This is a genomic window from Cupriavidus basilensis, assembly GCF_000876015.1.
In the GTDB taxonomy this organism is placed as follows: Bacteria; Pseudomonadota; Gammaproteobacteria; order Burkholderiales; family Burkholderiaceae; genus Cupriavidus; species Cupriavidus basilensis_B.
This window is the reverse complement of record NZ_BBQM01000015.1, coordinates 305,579-325,023: the sequence shown is the minus strand read 5'-3', so window position 1 is coordinate 325,023 and position 19,445 is coordinate 305,579. Positions and strand designations below refer to the sequence as shown.

Below are 19,445 nucleotides of genomic sequence, written 5' to 3'. Positions count from 1 at the left end.
TGTCGTATGCTTATTTGTCCATCTGACTTAACATCATGTTATGGACTGGCGGGGCGCGCCGCGGGCCTTCGCCGGCCGCCCCGCGACCACGATGAAACTCAATCTCCGGCAGATCGAAGTCTTCCGCGCCGTCATGCTCACCGGCTCGATCAGCGCCGCCTCCAAGCTGCTCTACGTGTCGCAGCCGGCCATCAGCCGCCTCATGTCGCACACCGAGCAGCGCCTGGGGCTGGCGCTGTTCGAGCGCATCAAGGGCCGCCTCTACCCGACGCCCGAGGCGCGCCGCCTGCTCGGCGAGGTCAATGCCGTGTACGAGGGCATCGAGCGCGTCAACGAGATCGCCGAGGACCTCGCCGCCAAGCGCACCGGCAGCCTGCGCGTGTCGTGCAACCCCAACCTCGGCCAGACCGTGCTGCCGCGCGCGATCGCCGCGTTCCGCGCGGCGCACCCCGACATCCGCATCGTGGTGCGCACGCAGATCCCCGCCAACATGCTGCGCGCGCTGCTGTCCGGCCAGGTCGAGCTGGCGATCTCCAACATGCCGCTGGCGCACCCCAACCTGGCCGCGCGGCTGCTGGTGCGCAACCCCATCGTGGCGCTGGTGCCGGCCGGCCACCGGCTCGCCGCGCGCGCCTCGGTGCGGCCCGCCGAGCTGGCCGGCGAGCCGCTGATCGGCTACGGCGCCGACGTGCCGTTCGGGCTGCTGGTGCGCGAGATGTTCGGCGGCGAGGACGACCAGCCCGACATGCGCGTGCAGGTGGAACAGGCCCACGTGGCGCGCGCGCTGGCGCAGGCGGGCGCCGGCATCGCGCTGGTGGACGCCATGACCGTGTTCGGCCAGGACTGGCCGGGCATCGTGGCGGTGCCGGTCCGGACCAAGGTCAGCGGCTCGGTGCAGATCTTCCATGTGCAGACCGAGCCGCTGTCGCGGCTGGCGCAGGATTTCGTGGAGACGCTCAGGCGGCTGATGAAGAAGTGAGTGAAGACAAATGAGTGAGGACGCGAGGCCGGCCGCGCGCCGGCTGCATCCACCTGATATTCATAGTTGAAAGCCTTCGTTGGTGGCGCGCCCGCGCTGGCCGATACTCCGGGCTGATCCCCGTCCGCCATCGACGCGCAGGATGCATGCGCTCCCGCGCCGGCAGGACATTCCGACAGGACAACTTCGAATGCCAGCGCCCTCCTCCGCCCCCGGCTCCCGCCGCCTCGTTCTCAAGCAACTGGCCTCGCTGGCCGCCGCCGGCGGCTTCGGCTCCCTGCTGGCGGCCTGCTCGCGCGAAGGCGCGCCGCAGGCGGCCGGCGGCGCGGCAAATGGCGCGGCCGGCGGCGCGCCGGCGGTGGTGGCCAAGGTGGGCGACAAGGTGCGCTTCCGCTACCCGGACAACCCGACCTTCGACCTGGTCTACCTGGCCGAGCAGCTCGGCTATTTCGAGGGCACCAACACGCGCCCGCAGTACATCGGCAAGGTCGCCGCGCCGCAGATCATCCCGCTGACCGGCACCGGCGAGATCGACTTCGGCTCGCGCATGGTGCCGCTGGTGATTTCCGCGGTGGCCAGCGGCGCCGACATCAAGGTGGTGGCGGCCGGCAACAAGACGCTGCAGGACGCGCCGCACATGAAGTACTTCGTGCGCAAGGCCTCCGGCATCCGCCAGCCCAAGGACCTCGAAGGCAAGACCATCGGCATCAACAGCTTCGGCGCGTGCGCGGAGTTCGTCACCAAGACCTACCTGCGCCAGAAGGGCGTGGACGTCACCAAGATCAACTTCGTGGTGATCCCCGACGACCAGGCCGAGCAGACGCTGGCCACCGGCAATACCGACCTGGCCATCATCCACGCGCCGTTCTCGGGCCGCGCCGACCACGCCGACAAGCTGGTGCGCCTGTGGAGCGACTTCGACCTCGACGGCGGCCTGGGCGGCATGCAGCCGTACAGCGCGCACGGCAAGTTCATCCGCGAGCATCCCGAGTCGGTGCGCGACGTGGTGACGGCGCTGGCCAAGGCCGCCAACTGGGTCAACGCCAACCCCGAGGACGCGCGCAAGCTGGTGTCCGAGCGCATCAAGCTGCAGCTCGACTACGTGGACCGCTATGCCTACGTGGACAACCTGGTGGTGACCGAGCCGCCGATCCAGTACTACATCGACGTGCTGGAAGCCGAGGGCAAGCTGGCCAAGGGCAAGGTGACGGCCGCCAGCATCTACACCAACGAGTTCAACCCGTTCGCGGCCAAGGCCCAGGCGAAAGCCTGAGAGGCAGCGCATCATGACCGACAAGATTCTCGCGCGCGGCGTGCAGATGGACTACGCCGTGCGCGGCGAGAACGGGCGGCCCGAGAACGTGGCCGTGCTGCAGGACTTCAACCTCGCCATCCGCAACGGCGAGTTCCTTTCCGTGCTGGGCCCGTCCGGCTGCGGCAAGTCCACCTTCCTGAGCATCCTGGCCGGGCTGACCGAGCGCACCGGCGGCCACATCGCCATCGACGGCAAGCCGCTGGCCGGCATCAGCCGCGACCAGGGCGTGGTGTTCCAGGGCTATGCGCTGTTCCCGTGGCGCACGGTGCTGCAGAACATCGAGGTCGGGCTGGAGATCCGCGGCGTCAAGCGCGCCGAGCGGCGCCGCATCGCGCAGGCGCATCTGGAGCTGGTCGGGCTGGAAGGCTTCGGCGAGCGCTACCCGCACGAGATCTCGGGCGGCATGAAGCAGCGCGTGGCGATCGCGCGCTCGCTGGCCTACAAGCCCGAGGTGCTGCTGATGGACGAGCCGTTCGCCGCGCTCGACGCGCAGACGCGCGAGATCCTGCAGGGCGAGCTGCTGCGGATCTGGGAGCAGTACCGCAAGACCATCGTCTTCATCACGCACAGCCTGGACGAGGCCATCTTCCTGTCCGACCGCATCGCCGTGATGACGCGCCGGCCCGGCGCGGTCAAGGCCATCATCGACGTGCCGCTGCCGCGCCCGCGCCAGCCCGAGCTGCGCAACTCCGAGGCATTCGTGCGACTGCGCCAGCAGGCCTGGGACATCCTCAAGGACGAAGTCCAGTTCAGCGCCGCGGTGCCGCGCCCGCTCGGCGCCACCGCGAACCCGGGCGAGCGCGTGGCGGGCGAGCCTGCCGCGTCCCTTGCGTCCGCTACGTCCGCCGCGTCCACCACATCCGCCGCGCGCGCCGCCACCCCGGCGCCGCTGGCGGCCACCACCGAAGCCAAGGCCGTCCTGTGAGCGATCCCGCCGTCAGCACTTCCGCGGCGCGCCATCCGGCCGCCGCCATCCGCCGGCTTGCCGGCCCTTCGCTGGCCGCCCGCCTGGGCGACCGCGCGCTGGGCCTGGTCGGCATCGTCGGCTTCCTGCTGCTGTGGGAGCTGGTGCCGCGCGCCGGCATCGTCAGCGAGGCCTACCTGAGCCCGCCGTCGCAGATCCTGCCGGCCATCTGGCAGATGGCGCAGAGCGGCGAGCTGCTCAAGCACGTGGGCGCGAGCCTGCAGCGCTCGCTGTGGGGGCTGCTGCTGGCGATCGGCCTGGGCGTGGCGCTGGGCCTGCTGATGGGCTGGTTCAGCCGGCTCGAAGCCATCGTCGACCCCATCCTGCAGCTGTTCCGGCAGACCTCGGCGTTCGCGCTGTTCCCGGTCTTCATCCTGTTCCTGGGCATCGGCGAGCTGTCCAAGGTGGCGATCATCTTCTGGGCCTCGTTCTGGCCGGTGCTGCTGAGCACCATCAGCGGCGTCAAGCAGGTGGACCAGTTGCTGATCAACTCGGCGCGCTCGATGGGCGCGTCGCGCCTGTTCGTGTTCGGCAAGGTGGTGCTGCCGGCGGCGTCGCCGTCCATCTTCACCGGCATCCGCCTGGCCGGCACCTACTGCATCACGGCGCTGGTCGCCGCCGAGATGATCGGCGCGCATTCCGGGCTGGGTTTCCTCACGCTGAATTCGCAGGAGGTGTTCCAGATCCCGGCCATGTATGCGGGCATCCTGCTGCTGGCGCTGCTGGGGCTGGCGCTGAACTTCATCCTGGCCCGCATCGAGCGCCGCCTCACGCGCTGGCGCCGGGGGCTGACCCTCAATGCCTGACGTGTCTTCCACCATGCCGCCGCTCCCGCGCGCGGCGTCACGCGGCGGTCATCCGCGGCTGCCTATACTGGTTGCCGCGCTGGCCGCTGCCGTGACGGTGCTGGCGCTGGCCTGGCTCGGCCTTCCCGCCGTGCTCGGCCGCCTGCCGCTGCGGCTGCCGGTGGAGAGCCTGCCCGCGCCGGCCCTCGACCTGCTGCAGCGGCTGCAGCCCGAGCCGCGCTGGGACGCGCTGCCGCAGGGCCCGGTGCTGGCCGGGGCGCGCCGCCGCGGCGTGCTGGTCGTCGGCGTGCGCGAGTACGCCCGGCCGGCGCCGCCCGGCGCGTCCAACCCGCCCGGGCCGGACGATTTCGACGCCGGCCTGGCCCGTTTCCTGGGCGAGCGCCTGCGGGTGCCGGTGAAGCTGGTCGGGCTGGACGCGGACGGCCGCGCGCACGGCGCCGGCGCGCCGGCGCCGGACCTGGTCATCGCCGGCGCCCGCCCCGGCGCCGCCGGCGAGCCGCGCGTGGCAAGCCCCTACGCGGGCGGCAGCGGCCGGCTGATCGCGCTGCGCGGCAGCCCCTACCGGCGCGCCGGGGACCTGGCGCGGCGGCCGGTGTGCGTGGCGCAGGGCAGCCCGTATGCGCAGGAACTGGCCAGCCGCTATCATGCGGCCCCGGTGGTCTATGCGTCGGCGATCCGCGCGGTCGCCGCCTTCATGGCCGGCGAATGCCAGGCGCTGGCCGAGGACAAGCTGGCGCTGGCGCGGCTGGCGGGCCTGCCGGAATGGCGCTTCTACCGGGTGCTGGACCAGGACCTGGACGGCGACGGCGGCGCGCAGATCGGCCTGCGCCAGCCCGACCCGGACTCCGCGGCCTACCTGGACCGCGCGGTGCGCTACTGGGTCGGCGGCGGCGGCCTGGCGCGGGCGCGCGAGCAGCGCGCCGGCGACCTCGCCTACCAGGCCGGCGAGCTGCAAAGCGGCCTGGTCTGCCACGCCTGAGCGGCCGCGCTGCCGGCGGCGGCCGGCGCGCGCCCGTGCCATTCGCGAAAGATACCCCCCTTAATCCCCTCTTTTCTTGAAACTGTCACATAGAAGACATACGCCACTTCTAAAATCAGCGACTTCGAAATAATCCGGATACCTTGGCGATGTCTGACGCTCCGGCCGATACCAGCAGGGTCGAACCCCGCGCGGCGCGTTCCCGCTTCCGCCAGCCTTGCGCGGAAGACTTGTGCGTTGCCACGCCGTCGGTGACAACGGAACAGACCAACCAGGACGTGCTGGACGTCTTCGGCAGGCACCGCGACCTCGACAGCCTGCCGGTGACCGAGGACGACCGGCCGATCGGGCTCATCAACCGCGCGATCTTCATGTCGCAGATGAGCAAGCCCTACCATCGCGAGCTGTACAACCGCAAGAGCTGCATCGCCTTCATGGACAAGGAGCCGCTGGTGGTGGACGCGGCCATGAGCATCGAGGCGCTGACCTTCAAGGCGGTGGAATACGGCGAGAAGGCGCTGGCGGACGGCTTCATCGTCGCGCGCGAGGGCCGTTTCCTCGGCCTGGGGCGCGGCCTGCAGCTGATGCGGGTGGTGGCCGACATGCAGGCCGAGAAGAACCGCCAGATCATGCACAGCATCGACTACGCCAGCATCATCCAGCGCTCGATGCTGCGGCCCTCGCGCGAGGCGATGGCCCGCACGCTCGGCGACGCCGGGCTGGTGTGGGAGCCGCGCGACGTGGTCGGCGGCGATTTCTATCACTTCGCGGCGTTCGAGGACGGCTGGTTCGCCGCGCTGGCCGACTGCACCGGGCACGGCGTGCCGGGCGCCTTCATGACGCTGATCGCCTCCTCCATCCTGACCCAGGCCATCGAGCAGCGCGGCCCGCGCGACCCCGGCGCGCTGCTCATGGCGCTCAACCGCGGCATCAAGCAGATGCTCGGCCAGGAAGAGCGCTACGGCGACACTGCGGAATCCAACGACGGCCTGGACGCGGCCTTCTTCTGGTTCGACAATGCCAGCCGGCACCTGTCCTTCGCCGGGGCGAAGAGCGCGCTGTTCGTGCTGCACCCCGGCGACGAGGACGGCGAGATGGTGGAAGGCGAGCGCATGGGCGCCGGCTACCTCGACACGGGCATGGATTTCGCTTGGCAGAACCGCGTGGTGCCGACCGTGCCCGGCAGCGTGGTGTTCGTCACCACCGACGGGCTGGTCGACCAGATCGGCGGCCCCAAGGAGATCGCCTTCGGCAAGCGGCGCATCCGCGAAGCGGTGCGCGCCAGCCGGCATGAGCCGGCCGCGCGCATCAATCAGGCCGTGCTGGAGCAATACAGCGCCTGGCAAGGGCAGCAGAACCGCCGGGACGACCTGACCTTCTTCTGCTTTCGCGTTCAGTAAGCGGGCAGCAAGTCCTGACAACAACGCCAACGACACCACGCCGATGAACGGTACTTCGATTGACAACGAATATGGGGCCTTCTTCAAAATGGCCCGGGAACGCAACGTGATCTTCTACTACGTCGGCTATTTTTCCCAGAACATCATCGCCGCCATGTCGGACGCGGTGCGGCTGCAGCTCGCCGTCAGCGGCGTGGACAACTCGACGCGGCGCAAGCTGTTTTCCTCGTTCGTGGAAATGGCGCAGAATATCGTCCATTACTCCTCGGACGCGCTGACGCCGCCCACCCAGGACACCGACCAGCTCCGCCACGGCTCCGTATGCATCAGCATGATCGACGACCGCTACCGCCTGATGTGCTCCAACCCCGTGGCGATCTCGCGCGTGGCGCAGCTGCGCGCCGCGCTCGAGCCGCTGCGCACGATGACGCTGGACCAGATCAAGCAGGCCTACCGGGAGACCATGCGGTCGGAGTCGCCCGAAGGCAGCAAGGGTGCCGGCCTGGGCTTCCTGACCGTGGCGCGCGACGCCAGCGCTCCCCTGGAGTTCAACTTCCAGCCGATCGATGCGGACCCGGCGTCGACCATGTTCCACCTGGTCGCCACGATCTGAGCAGGACGAGAAAAACAACGTCATGGAAAACCTGTTCATCGCCGCAACCCCGTCCTCGCCCGAGGTGAATTTCGACTTCGCGCAGCATACGCTGTCGCTCAGGGGCGAGTCCTACCCCGAGAACGCCGCCGTGTTCTACGGCGACGTGATCGTGCGCATGCGCAAGTACCTGGCCGCGTGCGAAGACACCGAGGTCACCGTCCACGTGGCGCTGACCTACTTCAACAGCTCCAGCACCAAGGTGCTGTTCAGCATGTTCGATGCCATGAACGACGCCGCCGAGAAAGGCAACCGCGTGATCGTGAACTGGTACCACGACGTCGACGACGACACCATCCTGGAATTCGGGCAGGAGCTGCACGCCGACTTCCCGGCCATCGAGTTCATCGACCACGCCACCACCGCCACCTGAACCGCGCCGATCCGCCGAATGTCCGAGCCCGATCTTTTCGAGTTGGAGAACAGCGCCGTGGCCGGGGCCCGCGCGGTCTTCTGCAATCCGGATGCCGGCGCGCAGGCGTATCGCCGCACGCTCGGCGAGCTGATCGGCCACTACGAGCGGCTGATGCGCGAGACGCGGCGCCTGATCCGGCGCAGCGACCGCGAAGAACTGGAAATGAACCGGCTCAACCAGCGCCTGCAGGAACTGGCGCGCGAGCTCGAGTTCCGCGCCACGCGCGACACCCTGACCGGCGCGCTCAACCGCGGCGCGGTGATCGAGCAGGCCGGCCTGATCCTGGCCGGCGGCAGCCTGGCGCTGATCGTGCTGGACATCGACCACTTCAAGCGCGTCAACGACACGCTGGGCCACCCGGTGGGCGACGCGGTGATCCGCGGCGTCACCGAATGCCTGACGCAGACCGTGCTGGACGCCGGCATGGTCGGCCGCGTGGGCGGCGAGGAATTCGCCGCGCTGCTGCCGGCGCGCCCGCTCGGCGCCGCGATGGAACTGGCCAACCGCATCCGCGTGCGCATCGCCGACCACACCTTCTCCGAGGCGCCCGACCTGCAGGTGACGGCGAGCTTCGGCGTGAGCTGGAACCCGCGCGGCACCAGCTTCGAATACGCCTACGGGCGCGCCGACGAGGCCCTCTACGAGGCCAAGCGCAGCGGCCGCAACCGGGTGGTCAGCGCCCAGGCGTCCGAGGCGGCGCTGCCTTAAGCGCTGCCGCGGGGGCTGCCGCAGGCACCACCTTCAAGCGCCACCCTCAAGCGCCACTCGGGCGCTGCCCGATGGCCGGGCGCGCGCCCCGCCGCGTCAGCCGAGCGCCGCCGTGACGATGAATTCCACCAGCACCCTGGGGTCCGCCATCTCCGCCTGGCAGGTGGCCCGCGCCGGCGCGTGGCCGGCCGGCACCCACGCTTCCCACACCGCGTTCATCGCGGCGAAATCGCGCGGCAGGTCCTTCAGCCAGATCTGCGCCGTCAGCAGGCTGGACTTGTCGCTGCCGGCCAGCGCCAGCACGCGCTCGATCTCCGCCAGCGCCTCGGCGGACTGGGCGGCGATGTCGCCGTCGAGGTCGGCGGCGATCGCGCCGGCCAGGTAGACGGTATCGCCGTGCACCACCGCGTGGGACATCCGGGCGCTGGTTTCGAACCGTTGAATGCGAGTCATGCGTTTTTGCTCCGTGGTTGGTATCAGTGACATTATCCGCGCGGCGCCGCGCTCAGCTGCTGGTAGGCCAGCCGCGCGGCGGCCAGGTCCTCCAGCGCCGTCCCGACGGCCTTGAACACCGTGCGCTCGCGCGCCGCGCCGCGTCCGGCGGCGGTGCCGCGGGCCAGGCCCGCGAGGTCGCCGCGGATCGCTTCCGGCGCGAGGCAGCCCGCCGCGAAGGCGTTGATCAGGTCGCCGGACTTCGCCGTTGCCTCCGCCGTGTCGACCCATACGCCCGCGCCGGCGAAGCAGGCCGGCTCGGCCTCGGTCATGCGCGGCGTGAAGCTGCCGATCAGGTCCAGGTGGCTGCCCGGCGCCAGCCAGTCCGCGCGGATCAGCGGCGCGGTGGCCAGCGTGGCGCAGCTGACGATGTCCGCCGCGCGCGCGGCCGGCTCCAGGTCAGCGGCCGCCACGGCCGGATAGCCCTGTTCGCGCAGGCCGTGCGCGCAGCGCTGCGCGGCCTCGGCATCGACGTCCCACACCGCGATGCGCTCCAGCGGGCGCACGCAGGCCATCGCGGGCGCCACCAGGCTGCCCACGCGGCCGGCGCCGACCACCAGCAGCGCCTGCGCGTCGGGCCGCGCGAGGAAGTCGGCGCCGAGCGCCGCCGCCGCCGCGGTGCGCCGCGAGGTGATCTCGTTGCCGTCGAACATGGCCAGCGGCACGCCGGTGCGCGCGTCGTAGAGCATGTACGTCGAGTGCAGGCCCGGCAGGCCGCGCGCGGCGTTGCCCTCGTAGATATTGACGATCTTGACGCCGTAGAAGCCTTCGGCGTCCCACGCCGGCATCAGCAGCGAGATGCCGGCATCGGGCGCGCCGGCCTCGCCGATGGCGTGCGTGTGCCGCAGCGGCACCGTGGCGCCGGCGACGAATGCCTCGCGCAGGGCCCGGATCAGCAGCGGAAACGGTAGCAGGGATTTGAGCAGGGCGGCATCGGGTTGCAGCAACGGGGACTCCTGGCGGCGAGGGGTGAAAGCAGGGGATGAAAACCGGGGCGGAGGCGCGGGGCGCACCCCACGCCGGACCGGGACTCATCGTAATCACCGCCGCGCCGGCCTGCCATCGTCATTCGCGTTGGCAGCCTCGCGAATCGGCAATATACGAAGCCGGAGCCGCTATGCATGATGCTGGCCATACACATGTCCCACGAGCCCTCCGATTCGCCCCATGCCGCTCCCCTCCCCTGCCGCGCAGCCGCTGTCGCTGTTCGAGAAGATCTGGCAAGCCCATGTGGTCCTCGAGCAGGCGTCCGGCCAGACCCTGCTCTATGTCGACCGCCACTATCTCAGCGACGACCTGCCCGCCGAGTCGTACCACACGCTGAGCCGGCGCGGCATCCCGATCCGCCGGCCGGCGGCCACCGTCGCCATCCCGGACCACTACGCGCCGTCGCACAGCACCCGGCTCGCCGACGTGATCGATGACGACCGCCGCGACATGGTGGCGGGGCTGGCGGCGCAGGCCGCGCGCAACGGCATCGTCCACTTCGGCCTCGGCGACCGGCGCCAGGGCATCATCCACGTGGTGGGCCCCGAGCAGGGCATGACGCTGCCGGGCATGACCGTGGTCTGCGGCGACAGCCATACCTCCACGCACGGCGCGTTCGGCGCGTTCGGCTTCGGCATCGGCGCCAGCGAGGTCAGCCACGTGCTGGCCACGCAGACGCTGTGGCAGGCCAGGCCGAAGACGCTGCTGGCGCGCTTCACCGGCATGCCCGCGCCGGGCGTGACCGCCAAGGACCTGGCGCTCGCGTTCATCCGCCAGGTCGGCGTGGGCGGCGCCGCCGGGCACGTCGTCGAGTATGGCGGCGCGGCGGTCGAGGCGCTGTCGGTCGAGGGCCGCATGACGCTGTGCAACCTCTCGATCGAGGCCGGCGCGCGCGCCGGCATGGTCGCGCCCGACGCCACCACCCTCGCCTATCTGCGCGGCCGGCCCTTCGCCCCCGCGGGCGCCGAGTGGGCGGCCCGCAGCGCGGCCTGGCTGGCGCTGCGCGGCGACCCCGGCGCGGTCTTCGACCGCACCGTGACGATCGCCGCCGACGCCATCGTGCCCCTGGTGTCCTGGGGCACCGACCCGTCGCAGTGCTGCGGCATCGACGAGCGCATTCCCGAGCTCGCGCAGATCGCCGACGCGGACCGCCGCGCCGCGGTGGACCGCGCGCTGGCCTACATGGGGCTGGAAGCCGGCAGCGCCCTGCTCGGGCTGCCGGTCGACCGGGTCTTCATCGGCTCGTGCACCAACGGCCGCATCGAAGACATCCGGCTCGCGGCCAGCGTCGTCCGCGGGCGCCGCGCGAAGGTGCCGGCGCTGGTGGTGCCCGGCTCCGGCCTCGTCAAGGCGCAGGCGGAGGCCGAGGGCCTGGACCGCGTGTTCACCGCGGCCGGCATGCAGTGGGGCACGCCGGGCTGCTCGATGTGCCTCGGCGTGAACGGCGACATCGGCCGCCCGGGCGAGCGCCGCGTCTCCACCACCAACCGCAACTTCGTCGGCAGGCAGGGGCCGGGCGTGCGCACCCATCTGGTCAATCCCGGCATGGCCGCCGCCGCGGCCGTGCACGGCTGCCTGGCCGACTATCGCGAGGAACTGATCCATGCAGCCGTTTGAGCACGTCCACGGCATCGCCGCGCCGATGCGCGAGGCCGACATCAACACCGACCAGATCGTGCCGGGCCGCTTCATGCACAAGGTGCGCGAAGACTACGGCCGCTACTGCTTCCACGACCTGCGCTTCGATCCGCAGGGCCGGCCGCGCGCCGGCTTCGTGCTCAACCAGCCCGCGTTCGCCGGCGCCTCGGTGCTGGTGGCCGGCGCCAACTTCGGCTGCGGCTCGTCGCGCGAGCATGCGGTGTTCACGCTGGCCGACTATGGCTTCCGCGCCATCCTGGCGCCGGGCTTCGGCGACATCTTCTTCAACAACTGCTTCCAGAACGGCGTGCTGCCGGTGGTGTTGCCGGCGGACTTCGTCGAGCACCTGTTCGCGTGCATCGAGGCCATCCCGCGCGCGCGCATCGCCGTGGACCTGCCGCGCCAGCAGGTGACGGCGCCCGACGGCCGCGCGTGCGGCTTCGACATCGACGCCTTCCGCAAGCACTGCCTGCTCGAAGGCCTCGACGACATCGACGTGACGCTGTCGATGGCCGGCGCGATCGACCGCTTCGAGCAGACCCGGCAGACCCGCTTTCCCTGACCTCTCAAATCCACAGCGAGCCTTTTGACATGAAAATTGCAGTACTTGGCGGCGACGGCATCGGACCCGAAGTGACCGCGCAGGCGGTGAAGGTCCTGCGCGCGCTGGCATCCCGCGGCCTTTCCTTCGAACTGACCGAATGCCTGGTCGGCGGCGCGGCGTACGACCAGACCGGGCATCCGCTGCCCGCGCAGACGCTGGCGGCGGTGCGGCGCGCCGACGCGGTGCTGTTCGGCGCCGAAGGCGGCTTCCAGTACGAGACGCTGCCGCGCGGCCTGCGCCCCGGCGACGCGCTGCTGACGCTGCGCAAGGCGCTGGACCTGTTCGCCAACTACCGGCCCGTGGTGGCCTTCCGCGAGCTGGCGGGCGCGTCGTCGTTCAAGCGCGAGGTCGTCGAGGGCCTCGACCTGCTGATCGTGCGCGAGCTGACCTCCGACCTGTATTTCGGCGAGCCGCGCGGCATCGTGACGGAAAACGGCCGCCGCGTGGGCATCAACACCATGCGCTACACCGAGGACGAGATCGCGCGCGTGGTGCGCGCGGGCTTCGAGGCGGCGCGCCGGCGGCGGCGCAAACTGTGCTCGGTGGACAAGGCCAACGTGCTGGAAAGCATGGAGCTGTGGCGCGCGGTGACGGAAGAGGTGGCGCGCGACTACCCGGACGTCGCGCTGACGCATCTCTACGTGGACGCGGCGGCGATGGCGCTGGCGCGCAACCCGGGCCAGTTCGACGTGATCGTCACCGGCAACCTGTTCGGCGACATCCTGTCCGACGAGGCCTCGATGCTGACGGGCTCGATCGGCATGCTGCCGTCGGCCTCGGTCAACGCGCAGGGCAAGGGCCTGTACGAGCCCGTGCACGGCTGCGCGCCCGACATCGCGGGCAAGGACATCGCCAACCCGCTCGGCTCGATCCTGTCGGCCGCCATGATGCTGCGCGACAGCGCCGGCCAGCCCGAAGCCGCCGCGCGCGTGGAAGACGCGGTGCGGCGGGTGCTGGCCGACGGCCTGCGCACCGCCGACATCCACGAGCCCGGCTGCACGCTGGCCGGCACCGCGGCGATGGGAGACGCCGTGGTGGCCGCGCTGCTCGACCACTGACACGGCCAACGACGCCGGCGGCCCGCCCGGCCGCGACCACGATCCCTTCCTGCCAACGCCGTACAAAACCAGAGGATCCACTGCCATGCACATGCTGAACCCGACCCCAGAACGGCGCCCCGCGCGCCCGGCCTTGCGCTTGACTGCGCGCTTGGCTTCGCACCTCACGTCGCGCCTCACATCGCGACTGGCCTCGCGCCTGCTGCTGGCCGCCTCGGTCCTCGCCGCCGCCGCGGGCGCCGCCCACGCGCCGGCCGCGCTGGCCCAGGCCAGGACCACGCTGACCGTGTACACGACGCTGGAAAAGGAGCAGCTCGCGCCCTACAAGGCCGCCTTCGAGAAGGCGCACCCCGAGATCCAGATCGCGTGGCTGCGCGACAGCCCCGGCATCATCCTGGCGCGCCTGATCGCGGAGAAGGACGCGCCCAAGGCGGACCTGCTGTGGGGCGTGCCGTCGATGCACATCCTGGCGCTGAACAAGCTCGGCCTGATCCAGCCCTACGAGCCCAAGGGCTACGCGCAGCTCAAGCCGCGCTTTCGCGACACCGCCAACAAGCCGCCCGTCTACACCGGCAACGAGGCGTGGATGACCATGATCTGCTTCAACACCGTGGAGGCCAAAAAGCGCAACCTGCCGGCCCCGGTCACGTGGTCGGACCTGGCCAAGCCGATCTACCGCGGCCAGATCACCATGCCCAACCCGGTCTCGAGCCAGACCGGCTATCTCGGCGTCAACCACTGGGTGCAGAGCATGGGCGAGGACGCAGCGTGGAAGTACATGGACGGCCTGCACGCCAACATCGCGCTCTACACGCACAGCGGCTCCAAGCCGTGCAAGCTGGCGGCCACGGGCGAATACGTGATCGGCATCTCGACCGACATCACCGCGCCGCAGCTCAAGAGCAAGGGCGCGCCGATCGACATCATCGTGCCGGCGGACAAGCTCGGCTGGGACATCGAGTCGACCGCCATCATGAAGGGCACGCCCAGGCTGGCGGCGGCCAAGGTGGTGGCGGACTGGATGACCACCCGGGAGGCCAACGAGCAGTTCAACAAGTTCATGGCCGTGGTCTCGCACCCGGACGTGCGCCAGGTGCCGCCCAACTATCCGCCGAACGCCGAGGCGATGATGGCCGACGACAACGTCGCCAGGGCCGTGGAGAACCAGACCCGGCTGACCAACGAATGGACCCGGCGCTACGACGGCAAGTCCGAGCCGAAGCCCAACTGAAGCGGGAGCGCATCATGAACCCAGCCTCCGCCGGACCGATGCTCTCGCTGGAGCGCATCGCCAAGCGCTTCGGCAGGACCGACGTCCTGCACGACATCAACCTGGCCGTCGCCGAAGGCGAGTTTCTCTGCTTCCTCGGGCCGTCCGGCTGCGGCAAGTCCACCCTGCTGCGCATCATCGCCGGGCTGGAGGCGCACAGCGGCGGGCGGCTGTTCAAGCGCGGCGTGGACATCTCGCGCCTGCCGGCCGCCGCGCGCGACGTCGGCATCCTGTTCCAGTCCTACGCGCTGTTCCCGAACCTGACGGTGGCCGAGAACGTCGCCTACGGCCTGGTCAACCGGCGCATGGCGCGCGCCGACATCGCGCGGCGCGTGGAGGAGCTGCTGGCGCTGGTCGGCCTGCCCGGCATCGGCGGCAAGCACCCGGGCCAGCTGTCGGGCGGGCAGCAGCAGCGCATCGCGCTGGCGCGGGCGCTGGCGCCTTCGCCTGGCATCCTGCTGCTCGACGAGCCGCTGTCCGCGCTCGACGCCAAGGTGCGGGTGCACCTGCGCCAGCAGATCAAGCAGCTGCAGGCCGCGCTGCGCCTGACCACCATCATGGTCACGCACGACCAGGAAGAGGCGCTGACGATGGCCGACCGCATCGTGGTCATGAACCACGGCGCGATCGAGCAGATCGGCACCCCGGCGGAAATCTACCGCCACCCGGCCTCGCGCTTCGTCGCGGATTTCGTCGGCAAGATGAACTTCCTGCCGGCGCGGCGCACCGGCGACGCGCAGGCGCTGGCCGGGCAGACCGTGCTGCGCCTGCCGCCGCAGCCGGGCGCGCGCGAGGGCGAGCCGGTCACGCTCGGCTTCCGCCCCGAGGAGGTGTGTTTCCGCGGCCTCGGCGAGGACGCGCCCAACAGTTGCGGCGCGCGCGTCGCGCAGGTCGAGTTCCTCGGCGCGACGTGGCGCGCCACGCTGGCATGCCCGCAGCTCGGCGACGTGCCGGTGATGGCCGATTTCTCCAGCGACGACGCCCGCACGCTGGGCCTGCACGCCGGCCAGCACCTGCGCGTGGCGATCCGGCCCGAGCACCTGCATCTGTTTCCCGCGGGAGAGCCGGCATGACGTTCGCCTCACGACTCGACGGCGCGGCGCCGGCCGCGCGCGCCCGGCCGCGCCCGCGCGGCCTCCCGGAGCGGGCCGTCGCCGGGCTGCTGCTGGCGCTGCTGTGCGCGGTCGCGCTGGTGCTGATCGGCATGCCGCTCTACGCGGTGTTGTCGAAGAGCCTGCAGGATGCCGCCGGCCGCTTCGCCGGGCTGGCGAACTTTGCCGCCTACGTCTCCAACCCGGGGCTGGTGGCCTCGCTCCGCAACACGCTGATCGTGTGCGCGCTGACCACCGCCATCACGCTGCCGCTCGCGTTCCTGTACGCGCTGGCGCTGGTGCGCAGCCGGCTGCCGTGCAAGGCGCTGTTCAAGGGCATCTCGCTGCTGCCGCTGCTGGCGCCGTCGCTGCTGCCGGCGATCGCGCTGACCTACATGTTCGGCAACCAGGGCTATCTCAAGTCCTGGCTGGGCGGCCATCCGGTGTACGGGCTCATCGGCATCGTCGCCGCGCAGGTGTTCTACTGCTTCCCGCACGCGGTGCTGATCCTCGCCACCGCGCTGGGCCTGTCCGACGCGCGCATGTACGAGGTCGCGCGCTCGCTGAACACCCGGCCGCTGCGCGCGTTCCTCACCATCACGCTGCCGTCGGCGCGCTACGGCCTGATCAGCACGGCGTTCGTCATCGTGACGCTCTCGGTCACGGACTTCGGCATCGCCAAGGTCATCGGCGGGCAGTTCAACGTGCTGGCGATCGACATCTACAAGCAGATCATCGGGCAGCAGAACTTCCAGATGGGCGCGGTGGTGGGCGTGGTGCTGCTGGTGCCGGCCGTGCTCTCGTTCGTGATCGACGCCGTCGTGCGCCGCCGCCAGCGCGCGCTGCTGAACGCGCGCTCGGTGCTGTACCGGCCCGAGGCGCGCCCGCTGTTCGACGGCGTCATGGGCGCGTTCGCGGTGGTCGTGGCGCTGGCGATCCTGTCCATCGTCGGCACCGCGGTGTTCGCCTCGCTGGTCAAGCTCTGGCCCTACGACCTGAGCCTGGCGCTGGGCAGCTACGATTTCGCCGCCTACGACAGCCTGGGCTGGGGCGCCTACTACAACAGCCTGGCGGTCGCGGCCTGGACCGCGGCGGCGGGCACGGTGCTGGCCTTCGGCGGCGCGTACCTGGTCGGCAAGATCAAGGCCTTCCGCGCGCTGCGCCAGCTGCTGCATTTCCTGGCGATGCTGCCGCTGGCGGTGCCCGGGCTGGTGCTGGGGCTGGGCTTCGTGTTCTTCTTCAACGACCCCGCCAATCCGCTGTCGGCCATCAAGAGCAGCCTGTGGCTCATGACGATGTGCTGCGTGGCCCATTACTACACGGTGCCGCATCTCACCGCGCTGACCGCGCTGCAGCAGATCGACGGCGAGTTCGAGGCGGCCTCGGCCTCGCTCGGCGTGCCGTTCTGGACCACCTTCCGCCGCGTCACGGTGCCGATCTGCCTGCCCGCCATCCTCGACATCGCCACCTATTTCTTCGTCAATGCCATGACGACGGTGGCGGCGGTGATCTTCCTCTACGAGCCGCTCAGCATGGTCGCCTCGGTGGCGGCGGTGGCGATGGACGATACCGGCGACACCGCGGCGGCGTGCGCGATGGCGGTGATGGTGCTGCTGACCTCGGCGCTGGTCAAGTTCGCGCAGTCGATGCTGGCGATGCTGCTGGGGCGCCGCGCCCAGGCCTGGCGCCACGCGGGCAGGGACTGACGCGCGGCGCCGGCCGCGGCGCGCCGGCCTTGCGGCGGGTCAGGTGCCGCCGGTCAGGTGCTGGAACATCAGCCGCGTCGCCACCGGCTGCTGTTCCAGGTCGCGCACGCACACCTTGTAGTGCCGGTCCACCCAGTTCTCCAGCAGGCCGAGCGCGACCACGCCGGCCTGCGGCGACAGCCGCACCGCGTAGCTGTGCGGCACGATGCCGACGCCGAGCCCCGCCTGCACCATGCGGCACACCGCGTCGTAGCCCTCCACGCGCACGTGCGTGCGCGGGGTGATGCCGAGCTCGGCCGCCTGGCGCAGTAGCAGCGCCTGCAGCGCGCTGGTGGCCTCCTGCTCGACCATCTCGTGGTCGAGCACGTCGACGTAGCGCACCGCCTCGTGCGCGGCCAGCGGATGGCCGGCCGGGACCACGGCGACGAGCCGGTCCGAATAGCACGGCACCACCTTGAGATGCGGCGCCGGCACGTCGCCCCAGAAGATCCCGATGTCCGTCGCGCCGTCCGTGACGGCCTGCACCGACGCCGCGCTGGTGGCCGCGGCCAGGTCGATGCGGATCTCCGGATACAGCCCGGTGAAGGTCTTCAGCGCGTCGGGGAAATAACCGAACAGCGCCGACTCGCTCGCCAGCATGCGCACGTTGCCGCGCACGCCGTCGGCGTAGTCGAACATCTCGCTCTCGAGCTCGGCGAGATTGCGCAGCATGGTGCGCGCGTGGTTGAGCATGGCCAGCCCCGCCACGGTCGGCTCCACGCCCTTGCGATGGCGGATGAGCAGCTGCGTCTGCGTGGCATGCTCCAGGTCGGCGATGCGCTTGCTGACGGCCGAGGGCGCGATGAATTCCCGCTCGGCGGCGCGGTTGATGCTCTGCTCCTCGACGATCGCCACGAACAGCTTCAGCGTGACGAGGTCGAGGCGCGACACAAGGCCGCCGTGATGCCGGCCGCGCGCGGCCGGCCGGCATTGGCCCGGCGGCCTGGCGGCATCGGTCTGGGTATGGGTGGGCTTGACTGGCAGGTTCATGTTGGGCGAACACGGAGCAAGGTCCGTGCCCGGGCTCCGTGGGAGGTGACGCCGTGCGAATGGCTGCACGATCCGACGATGTGCGGGCCGCCGTCAATCCGGGTTCCTACCAAGCGCCACAGGACACGCCACCAGGCACGTCATCGAGTGCGCCACCGCGCGCGTCACCATTGCGGTGCACTCGCGGTTGACGATGCCACGCTCGCGAAACACGTATTTGCGCCGGCCACCGATGCGACGATCATTGATCACCGACCGCGCGCCACGGAGCGCGCGGCGCGCATCGTCCCGTCATGTCCTCTGCCATAGGAGCCAAGCCAATGCACCACGCCGTGTCCGAATCCTGCCCCACCCGCCTCGCCCGCAGGCGGCGAGCGCTGCGCCGCATCGGCGCGGGCGCGCTGCTGGCCGCGGGGCTGGGCGCGGCGCCCGCCGGCACGGCATGGGCACAGAGCGACAACACCGGGCCGCTGCGCCTGATCGTGGCCTATCCGCCCGGCGGCTCGGCCGACATCCTCGCGCGCATGCTGGGGCAGAAGCTCGGCCAGCTCCTGAACCGCACCATCGTCGTCGACAACCGCGCCGGCGCGGGCGGCATGATCGGCCTCAACGCGGCGGCGCAGGCCGCGCCCGACGGCAACACGATCTACCTGTGCGCGCTGACCACGCAGATCATCGGCACGCTGCTCAACAAGAACGCGCGCTACGACGTGGTGCGCGACCTCGATCCGGTCGCGCTGATGGCGAGCGCCCCGCACGTGCTGGTGGTGCACCCGTCGGTACCGGCCAGGGACTTCAAGGAATTCGCCGCGTGGCTGAACAGCCGCAGCGGCAAGGTGGACTATGCCTCGGGCTTCGGCACGCTGTCGCACCTCGAAGGCATCCTGCTCGGGCAGAAGCTCAACGTGAAGCTCAACAACATCCCCTACAAGGGTTCGTCGCAGGCGGTCACGGACCTGCTCTCGGGCACGGTGTCGTTCATGTTCGACAGCATTCCGTCGTCGCTGCCGCTCATCAACAGCGGCAAGGTGCGCGCGATGGCGGTGGCGTCGACGCAGCGCATGCCCGCGCTGGAACAGCTGCCGACGCTGGTCGAGGCCGGCATCCCGGGCTACGACGTCAACAACTGGTTCGGCCTGTTCGCGCCGAAGGGCACCGCGAAGCCGATGATCGACGCGGTCGACCGCGCCGTCGCCGAGGTGCTGAAGGACAAGGACTTCACCGCGAAGATGGCGCAGAACGGCTACACGCCGAAGTACGGCTCGAGCGCGGAGCTGGCGCGCGTGGGCGCCAGCGACGTGAAGCGCTGGGGCGGCGTCATCCGCGCGGCCAACCTGTCCTTGTGACCAGGC

Annotated in this window: 19 protein-coding genes; 16 read left to right on the top strand and 3 right to left on the bottom strand. The window is 70.7% G+C overall.

Annotation, left to right across the window (positions count from 1 at the left end; all coding sequences use genetic code 11):
- The first annotated feature begins 91 nt into the window (after positions 1 to 91).
- From KF708C_RS15400 to KF708C_RS15360, 9 genes are all read left to right on the top strand, one after another.
- Complete coding sequence (locus KF708C_RS15400) at positions 92 to 979, top strand: LysR substrate-binding domain-containing protein (protein ID WP_059412614.1); 888 nt, start codon at positions 92 to 94, stop codon at positions 977 to 979.
- A gap of 190 nt (positions 980 to 1,169) precedes the next feature.
- Positions 1,170 to 2,252: an ABC transporter substrate-binding protein gene (locus KF708C_RS15395; RefSeq protein WP_082079579.1), complete on the top strand. Its 1,083-nt coding sequence runs from the start codon at positions 1,170 to 1,172 to the stop codon at positions 2,250 to 2,252.
- Positions 2,253 to 2,265: 13 nt separating this feature from the next.
- Positions 2,266 to 3,219, top strand: a complete 954-nt coding sequence (locus KF708C_RS15390; protein ID WP_059412474.1) for an ABC transporter ATP-binding protein — start codon at positions 2,266 to 2,268, stop codon at positions 3,217 to 3,219.
- Between the two features lie 71 nt (positions 3,220 to 3,290).
- Positions 3,291 to 4,064, top strand: coding sequence for an ABC transporter permease (locus tag KF708C_RS15385; protein ID WP_155888001.1), 774 nt, complete (start codon positions 3,291 to 3,293; stop codon positions 4,062 to 4,064).
- A gap of 13 nt (positions 4,065 to 4,077) precedes the next feature.
- Complete coding sequence (locus KF708C_RS15380; protein ID WP_059412473.1) at positions 4,078 to 5,043, top strand: transporter substrate-binding domain-containing protein; 966 nt, start codon at positions 4,078 to 4,080, stop codon at positions 5,041 to 5,043.
- Between the two features lie 149 nt (positions 5,044 to 5,192).
- Positions 5,193 to 6,443, top strand: a complete 1,251-nt coding sequence (locus tag KF708C_RS15375; protein WP_082079577.1) for a SpoIIE family protein phosphatase — start codon at positions 5,193 to 5,195, stop codon at positions 6,441 to 6,443.
- Positions 6,444 to 6,486: 43 nt separating this feature from the next.
- The gene (locus tag KF708C_RS15370; protein ID WP_020201916.1) at positions 6,487 to 7,056 is read left to right on the top strand and encodes a SiaB family protein kinase; all 570 of its coding nucleotides are present in this window, start codon (positions 6,487 to 6,489) and stop codon (positions 7,054 to 7,056) included.
- A gap of 22 nt (positions 7,057 to 7,078) precedes the next feature.
- On the top strand, positions 7,079 to 7,468 hold the full coding sequence (locus tag KF708C_RS15365) for a DUF1987 domain-containing protein (RefSeq protein WP_020201917.1): 390 nt from the start codon (positions 7,079 to 7,081) through the stop codon (positions 7,466 to 7,468).
- A gap of 18 nt (positions 7,469 to 7,486) precedes the next feature.
- Positions 7,487 to 8,218 carry a GGDEF domain-containing protein gene (locus KF708C_RS15360; protein ID WP_020201918.1) on the top strand — a complete coding sequence of 244 codons (732 nt, stop codon included), beginning with the start codon at positions 7,487 to 7,489 and terminating at the stop codon, positions 8,216 to 8,218.
- 96 nt (positions 8,219 to 8,314) lie between these two features.
- Here the strand turns inward: KF708C_RS15360 and KF708C_RS15355 are convergent, their stop codons facing one another.
- Entirely contained in the window at positions 8,315 to 8,671 is a 357-nt protein-coding gene (locus KF708C_RS15355; RefSeq protein WP_029043366.1) for a RidA family protein, read from the bottom strand.
- Between the two features lie 32 nt (positions 8,672 to 8,703).
- Positions 8,704 to 9,657 (bottom strand): ornithine cyclodeaminase family protein, encoded by a 954-nt coding sequence (locus KF708C_RS15350; protein ID WP_020201920.1) that lies wholly within the window; start codon positions 9,655 to 9,657, stop codon positions 8,704 to 8,706.
- 220 nt (positions 9,658 to 9,877) lie between these two features.
- On the opposite strand from KF708C_RS15350, the gene leuC reads away from it, so the two are divergent.
- From leuC to KF708C_RS15320, 6 genes are all read left to right on the top strand, one after another.
- The gene (gene leuC, locus KF708C_RS15345) at positions 9,878 to 11,314 is read left to right on the top strand and encodes a 3-isopropylmalate dehydratase large subunit (RefSeq protein ID WP_059412471.1); all 1,437 of its coding nucleotides are present in this window, start codon (positions 9,878 to 9,880) and stop codon (positions 11,312 to 11,314) included.
- Positions 11,301 to 11,897, top strand: a complete 597-nt coding sequence (gene leuD, locus KF708C_RS15340; RefSeq protein WP_059412470.1) for a 3-isopropylmalate dehydratase small subunit — start codon at positions 11,301 to 11,303, stop codon at positions 11,895 to 11,897. Before leuC ends, leuD begins: the two co-directional genes overlap by 14 nt.
- A gap of 29 nt (positions 11,898 to 11,926) precedes the next feature.
- Complete coding sequence (leuB, locus tag KF708C_RS15335) at positions 11,927 to 12,997, top strand: 3-isopropylmalate dehydrogenase (RefSeq protein ID WP_059412469.1); 1,071 nt, start codon at positions 11,927 to 11,929, stop codon at positions 12,995 to 12,997.
- A 151-nt stretch (positions 12,998 to 13,148) separates the two neighbouring features.
- A complete protein-coding gene (locus KF708C_RS15330; protein ID WP_082079576.1) occupies positions 13,149 to 14,228 on the top strand; it encodes a putative 2-aminoethylphosphonate ABC transporter substrate-binding protein in 1,080 nt (359 codons plus the stop codon).
- Positions 14,229 to 14,242: 14 nt separating this feature from the next.
- Positions 14,243 to 15,340: a putative 2-aminoethylphosphonate ABC transporter ATP-binding protein gene (locus KF708C_RS15325; RefSeq protein WP_059412468.1), complete on the top strand. Its 1,098-nt coding sequence runs from the start codon at positions 14,243 to 14,245 to the stop codon at positions 15,338 to 15,340.
- Positions 15,337 to 17,064, top strand: a complete 1,728-nt coding sequence (locus tag KF708C_RS15320; RefSeq protein ID WP_059412467.1) for a putative 2-aminoethylphosphonate ABC transporter permease subunit — start codon at positions 15,337 to 15,339, stop codon at positions 17,062 to 17,064. Before KF708C_RS15325 ends, KF708C_RS15320 begins: the two co-directional genes overlap by 4 nt.
- Before the next feature lie 39 nt (positions 17,065 to 17,103).
- Here the strand turns inward: KF708C_RS15320 and KF708C_RS15315 are convergent, their stop codons facing one another.
- The gene (locus tag KF708C_RS15315) at positions 17,104 to 18,093 is read right to left on the bottom strand and encodes a LysR family transcriptional regulator (RefSeq protein WP_020201927.1); all 990 of its coding nucleotides are present in this window, start codon (positions 18,091 to 18,093) and stop codon (positions 17,104 to 17,106) included.
- A gap of 320 nt (positions 18,094 to 18,413) precedes the next feature.
- Here KF708C_RS15315 and KF708C_RS15310 point away from each other — a divergent pair, with 320 nt between their 5' ends.
- Entirely contained in the window at positions 18,414 to 19,439 is a 1,026-nt protein-coding gene (locus tag KF708C_RS15310) for a Bug family tripartite tricarboxylate transporter substrate binding protein (protein WP_059412466.1), read from the top strand.
- Positions 19,440 to 19,445: the final 6 nt, after the last annotated feature.

What these genes read in the sequence shown, in the direction of transcription:
- leuC (WP_059412471.1), top strand. Translation starts at nt 9,878, where the DNA reads ATGCCGCTCCCCTCCCCTGCCGCGCAGCCGCTGTCGCTGTTCGAGAAG.
- KF708C_RS15375 (WP_082079577.1), top strand. Translation starts at nt 5,193, where the DNA reads ATGTCTGACGCTCCGGCCGATACCAGCAGGGTCGAACCCCGCGCGGCG.
- KF708C_RS15365 (WP_020201917.1), top strand. Translation starts at nt 7,079, where the DNA reads ATGGAAAACCTGTTCATCGCCGCAACCCCGTCCTCGCCCGAGGTGAAT.
- KF708C_RS15325 (WP_059412468.1), top strand. Translation starts at nt 14,243, where the DNA reads ATGAACCCAGCCTCCGCCGGACCGATGCTCTCGCTGGAGCGCATCGCC.
- KF708C_RS15310 (WP_059412466.1), top strand. Translation starts at nt 18,414, where the DNA reads ATGCACCACGCCGTGTCCGAATCCTGCCCCACCCGCCTCGCCCGCAGG.
- KF708C_RS15400 (WP_059412614.1), top strand. Translation starts at nt 92, where the DNA reads ATGAAACTCAATCTCCGGCAGATCGAAGTCTTCCGCGCCGTCATGCTC.
- KF708C_RS15315 (WP_020201927.1), bottom strand. Translation starts at nt 18,093, where the DNA reads ATGAACCTGCCAGTCAAGCCCACCCATACCCAGACCGATGCCGCCAGG.
- KF708C_RS15355 (WP_029043366.1), bottom strand. Translation starts at nt 8,671, where the DNA reads ATGACTCGCATTCAACGGTTCGAAACCAGCGCCCGGATGTCCCACGCG.
- KF708C_RS15395 (WP_082079579.1), top strand. Translation starts at nt 1,170, where the DNA reads ATGCCAGCGCCCTCCTCCGCCCCCGGCTCCCGCCGCCTCGTTCTCAAG.
- leuD (WP_059412470.1), top strand. Translation starts at nt 11,301, where the DNA reads ATGCAGCCGTTTGAGCACGTCCACGGCATCGCCGCGCCGATGCGCGAG.
- KF708C_RS15360 (WP_020201918.1), top strand. Translation starts at nt 7,487, where the DNA reads ATGTCCGAGCCCGATCTTTTCGAGTTGGAGAACAGCGCCGTGGCCGGG.
- KF708C_RS15380 (WP_059412473.1), top strand. Translation starts at nt 4,078, where the DNA reads ATGCCGCCGCTCCCGCGCGCGGCGTCACGCGGCGGTCATCCGCGGCTG.
- KF708C_RS15390 (WP_059412474.1), top strand. Translation starts at nt 2,266, where the DNA reads ATGACCGACAAGATTCTCGCGCGCGGCGTGCAGATGGACTACGCCGTG.
- KF708C_RS15320 (WP_059412467.1), top strand. Translation starts at nt 15,337, where the DNA reads ATGACGTTCGCCTCACGACTCGACGGCGCGGCGCCGGCCGCGCGCGCC.
- leuB (WP_059412469.1), top strand. Translation starts at nt 11,927, where the DNA reads ATGAAAATTGCAGTACTTGGCGGCGACGGCATCGGACCCGAAGTGACC.
- KF708C_RS15370 (WP_020201916.1), top strand. Translation starts at nt 6,487, where the DNA reads ATGAACGGTACTTCGATTGACAACGAATATGGGGCCTTCTTCAAAATG.